At 62.0% G+C, this 4,194-nt stretch carries 4 protein-coding genes and 1 pseudogene; 4 read left to right on the forward strand and 1 reads right to left on the reverse strand.

Going from position 1 to position 4,194, the window contains the following annotated elements; translation table 11 throughout:
* The 4 genes from ACE3S9_RS15815 to ACE3S9_RS15830 form a co-directional block, all read left to right on the forward strand.
* On the forward strand, nucleotides 1-204 hold a 204-nt coding region (locus tag ACE3S9_RS15815), incomplete at its 5' end, for a DUF3734 domain-containing protein (RefSeq protein WP_374547438.1).
* A gap of 275 nt (nucleotides 205-479) precedes the next feature.
* Complete coding sequence (egtB, locus tag ACE3S9_RS15820; protein WP_374547439.1) at nucleotides 480-1,739, forward strand: ergothioneine biosynthesis protein EgtB; 1,260 nt, start codon at nucleotides 480-482, stop codon at nucleotides 1,737-1,739.
* Nucleotides 1,732-2,724, forward strand: a complete 993-nt coding sequence (gene egtD / locus ACE3S9_RS15825; protein WP_374547440.1) for an L-histidine N(alpha)-methyltransferase — start codon at nucleotides 1,732-1,734, stop codon at nucleotides 2,722-2,724. Before egtB ends, egtD begins: the two co-directional genes overlap by 8 nt.
* 40 nt (nucleotides 2,725-2,764) lie before the next feature.
* Nucleotides 2,765-3,706, forward strand: a complete 942-nt coding sequence (locus ACE3S9_RS15830; protein ID WP_374547441.1) for an MBL fold metallo-hydrolase — start codon at nucleotides 2,765-2,767, stop codon at nucleotides 3,704-3,706.
* Nucleotides 3,707-3,895: 189 nt separating this feature from the next.
* Here ACE3S9_RS15830 and ACE3S9_RS15835 read toward each other — a convergent pair.
* Nucleotides 3,896-4,194 (reverse strand): annotated as a pseudogene (locus ACE3S9_RS15835) (hypothetical protein); the annotation flags it as partial.

Raw genomic sequence — 4,194 nt, forward strand, 5'->3', positions numbered from 1 at the left:
CGATTGCTCGCGCCTCCGGTCAACGGCGAGGACCAGACCAAGGACATCGATTTCAGCGCCTCGGGAATCCGGACGCGCTGGAACGCCGGCCTCGCCGACGCCCGGCAAGTCCTGGCCGAACGGCCATCGGAGCGCGATCACGATCCGCTTGAGGGTTTCATCCTTCACGAACATTTGTCAGATTCGCCAACCCGGACAAGCTGAAGGCGTCGGCGGGCCCAGAGCCCCAACAATCATTGCGTCACATCGGCGCGGAGCGCTGGAAATTTCGTGAGATTCGGCGCAATCTGGACCACGGCCTTACTGACTTGGCCAATGTGTTCGCAACCCAGGTTATGCAGCGGGCCTATCGTCTCGCACAAATGCCAACTTTCTAGCGTAAGCCGCGTATATTCGTGGAGTGGGCCCGGGGCCTGTCCTGCCGACATCCCCCGTTTTCGCTCCGCCAAAAGCAAGGAATTGTGATCGGGGGGCGCGATTTGGCTTCAGACGCTTCCGGCCTGCTGTCGTTCTTTCATTTTGTTCGCAAGGCGAGCCTGAAAATCGCCGAACCGCTGTCCGAAGCGGATGCGACGGTGCAGTCCATGCCCGACGCTAGCCCCACCAAATGGCATCTGGCGCATACCAGTTGGTTTTTCGAGACGCTGGCTCTCAAGCCTCATCTCCAGCTTTATCGCGAATTCGACAGCCGTTTCGGCGAACTGTTCAATTCCTATTACGAAACCTTCGGTTCGCGGGTGGCGCGTCCGCGTCGCGGCCTGATCACGCGGCCTGACGTCAGCGAAATCCTGGCCTATCGCGACCATGTCGACGCCGCGATCGAGGATCTGGCGCGTTCCAAGCCGTCCCCAGATGTCCTGGCGATCATCGAATTGGGCTGCCATCACGAACAGCAGCACCAGGAATTGATGTTCACCGACATCCTTCATCTCCTTGCGCAAAACCCGCTTCGCCCAACCTATCGCGCCGCCGATCCCCCGGTCTCGTCGGCCGCGCCGGGAAAATGCGCGTTCGCCGCCTTTGCGGGAGGGGAAATCTCCATCGGCGCAGAAGAGGAGGGTTTCGCCTTTGATTGCGAGCGCCCGAGGCATCGCGTTCTCCTGGAGCCGCACCAATTGGCGAACAGGCTCGTCACCAATGCGGAATGGATCGAATTCATCGCCGATGGCGGCTATTCGAAACCCTTGCTTTGGTTGTCGGACGGCTGGGCGAAACGCCTGGCGGACGATTGGCGCGCCCCCCTCTACTGGGAAGACCGCGACGGCGAATATTGGACGATGACGCTGGCCGGGCCGCAGCCGGTGGACCCCGGCGCGCCGGTTTGCCATGTCAGTTTTTTTGAGGCGGAGGCCTTCGCCCGCTGGGCCGGCCGCCGCCTGCCCACGGAAGGGGAGTGGGAACATGCGGCGATGACCGCGCCGCGCAAGGGAAATTTCGCGGAATCAGGCCTCTGGCGCCCGGCGCCGGCGCGGCACAGGGCTGACGCGCTGGGGCAGATGTTCGGCGATGTCTGGGAATGGACGTCCAGCGCCTTTTCGCCTTATCCGCATTTCCGTCGGAACGAAGGCGCCGCCGGCGAATATAATGGCAAGTTCATGTGCGGACAATTTGTGCTGCGCGGCGGGTCCTGCGTTACGCCCTCGAGCCACATCCGGCCAAGCTACCGCAATTTTTTCCCTCCCGACGCGCGCTGGCAGTTTTCCGGCCTGCGGCTAGCAAAGGATCGTGAGGATGACTGACGCGCCGATCGACTCTCGCCCCGTCGAGCTTCGCTCAAGCGAGGCTTTCCTCGCCGACGTGCTCGAAGGCTTGCGCCGCCCGCAAAAATCCATTCCCTGCTGCTGGCTCTATGATGAGCGGGGTTCCGAATTATTCGAGGCGATCACGGCCCTGGACGACTATTATCTCACCCGCGCGGAACTGGAGATCCTTGCGCGACATCGATTGGAGATTGCGGAGTTCTGCGGTCGAAACAGCGTGTTGCTGGATTATGGCGCGGGCGCCGGGCGCAAGGCGGAATATCTGATCAGCGTCATGGATCGGCGTGCGGTTTACGCGCCAATCGACATTGCCGGAGAAATGCTGGCGGCGACCACCGCGCGGATCGGGATGCTTTTTCCTGGACTGACCGTCATGCCGGTCTCGGCCAATTTCGCCGAGGATTTCGACCTGCCCGAAGACCTGCCGGACGCGCCCCGGGCCGGCTTTTTTCCCGGCTCGACGCTTGGCAATTTCGACCGTCGCGACGCCGTCGCCTTTCTGTCGCGTCTCCGCCAGCACCTGGACGGGCAGGGACGCGCGATCGTCGGCGTCGATCTGAAGAAAGACAAGGCGAGACTGCTGCGCGCCTACGACGACAGGGAAGGCGTCACCGCGGCCTTCAATCTCAATCTGCTCGAGCGGATCAATCGCGAACTCGGCGCGAATTTCGCAGTCGAGAACTTCTTCCACGAAGCGCGATGGAGCGAACAGGATGCAGCGGTGGAAATGCATCTCGTCAGCCGCGACCGACAAAGCGTCTTGCTGGACGATCACGCGTTCGACTTCCTTCCGGGCGAATCCATTCACACCGAAAGCTCAAGGAAATACGATCATGTCGGCTTTCAGGATCTGGCGATGGAAAGCGGCTGGCGCATCGCGCATGTCTGGCAGGACGCAAACGGCTGGTTCGCGGTTTTTGGCCTTCAATCGGACGGACTCGACGCCAGCGACGACCGCGTTTGAAGGAAGCGGCGCGCGGGGCGATCATTCCCGGTTTCCCATTATGCTTGTGGTGGTCGCACCATTTCTGGTCTTCGCCTCATCCAATTCGATCCGCGCGCAGGCGAGCGCGCAAAACGCATCTGCGCCTGCCCTCGAACTGGTGACGCTCGGTTCAGGAGGGCCCGGGGCCTTGGGTCGCGCCGGGTCGAGCCATCTGATCCTGATCCACGGCGAACCGCGGATTCTCGTCGACGCCGGCCCGGGATCCTTTGTCCGATTGGGCGAAAGCAAATTGTCGCTGGACAAGATCGATATCGTGCTCTTGACCCATCTCAATGCGGATCATGTGAGCGAACTGCCGGGCATCATCAAGGCGCGCGCGGTCGCTTTGCACCGGCCGATCCGCTTCCGCGTTTTCGGTCCCGAAGGCTCAGGAAAACAGGGCCAGATCACCTATTTTCCGTCGACGCGCCGCTTCATGGATTTGATGTTCGGCCCCGAAGGCGCTTTCGCCTATCTGCCGGATTTTGCCGGGCGGATTACATTCGAAACCGTCGACCTCCCGGCGCGGACCGGCGCGCAGGACAAGCCGCAAGTGATTTTCGACGAACAGGGACTGACGATCCGCGCGATCTCCGGGCACCATGGCGACGCGCCGGCGGTGGCCTATCGGATCGACTATGGCGGGAAGCAGATCGTGTTCAGCGGCGACATGGATGAGAAGGGTCTCGACAATCTGCGCAAAATAGCCAGCGGCGCTTCGCTCCTCGTCTTCAACAGCGCGGTGCTCGATCCGCCTAAAGCGCCGCCGATTCTTTATTCGTTCCATTCGCCGCCCGGCGCCATAGGACGCGTCGCCGCGGAGGCCAAGGTTTCAGCGGTTTTGTTGGCGCATCTGTCTCCGGCGACCGAGCAAAATCGGCAGGAAGTGGAAGATTCAATCCACGCATCCTATTCGGGGCCTGTGCGCTTCGCCGAAGACAAGCTTGTCACGCGGCCATGACCGTTCCGGACAGCATCTGACGTCGCCCCACGTCTCGTCCAAGCTCTGAGCTTGCATTGATGGTTGGTCTTCGCCGTTTGGGAGCGGTGAATGTTGCGGGCCGGCGCGAAGCCATCGGCCTTGCGTAGCGCCGACCTCCGCCCCGCGACCGTGTTCCGGAGACGCGAACCGCGCATAACCTTGGGCGCTTCACTGCCGAGGGGTCGTTGGCAAAGTCGCGCTCTCTGCGCTCGACGTCTTCGCGGCCCTCAAACTCGCGTTGCGGGCCGCGAGAGCGTTCGAATCCGCAGGATCGTCTGTCGGATAGAGTTCGCTTAGCGGACGCGAAACGCCGTCAGGTCCGACGATACGCACATGGAAACGCCTGAGCCGCCGCGGATGCGGCACGCCGCAACTGTGGGCGAGCACCTCCACGTCATGCCGCATGTTGCGGCAATAATTCGCCACGCGGACCGCCTTGTCTGTGGGGTCGAGTCCTTTCTGCAATC

The sequence above is a fragment of the Rhodoblastus sp. genome (assembly GCF_041915505.1).
Classification (GTDB): domain Bacteria; phylum Pseudomonadota; class Alphaproteobacteria; order Rhizobiales; family Beijerinckiaceae; genus Rhodoblastus.

Excerpts from the sequence above, each read along its gene's own strand:
- egtD (WP_374547440.1), top strand. The coding sequence starts at position 1,732 with ATGACTGACGCGCCGATCGACTCTCGCCCCGTCGAGCTTCGCTCAAGC.
- ACE3S9_RS15830 (WP_374547441.1), top strand. The coding sequence starts at position 2,765 with ATGCTTGTGGTGGTCGCACCATTTCTGGTCTTCGCCTCATCCAATTCG.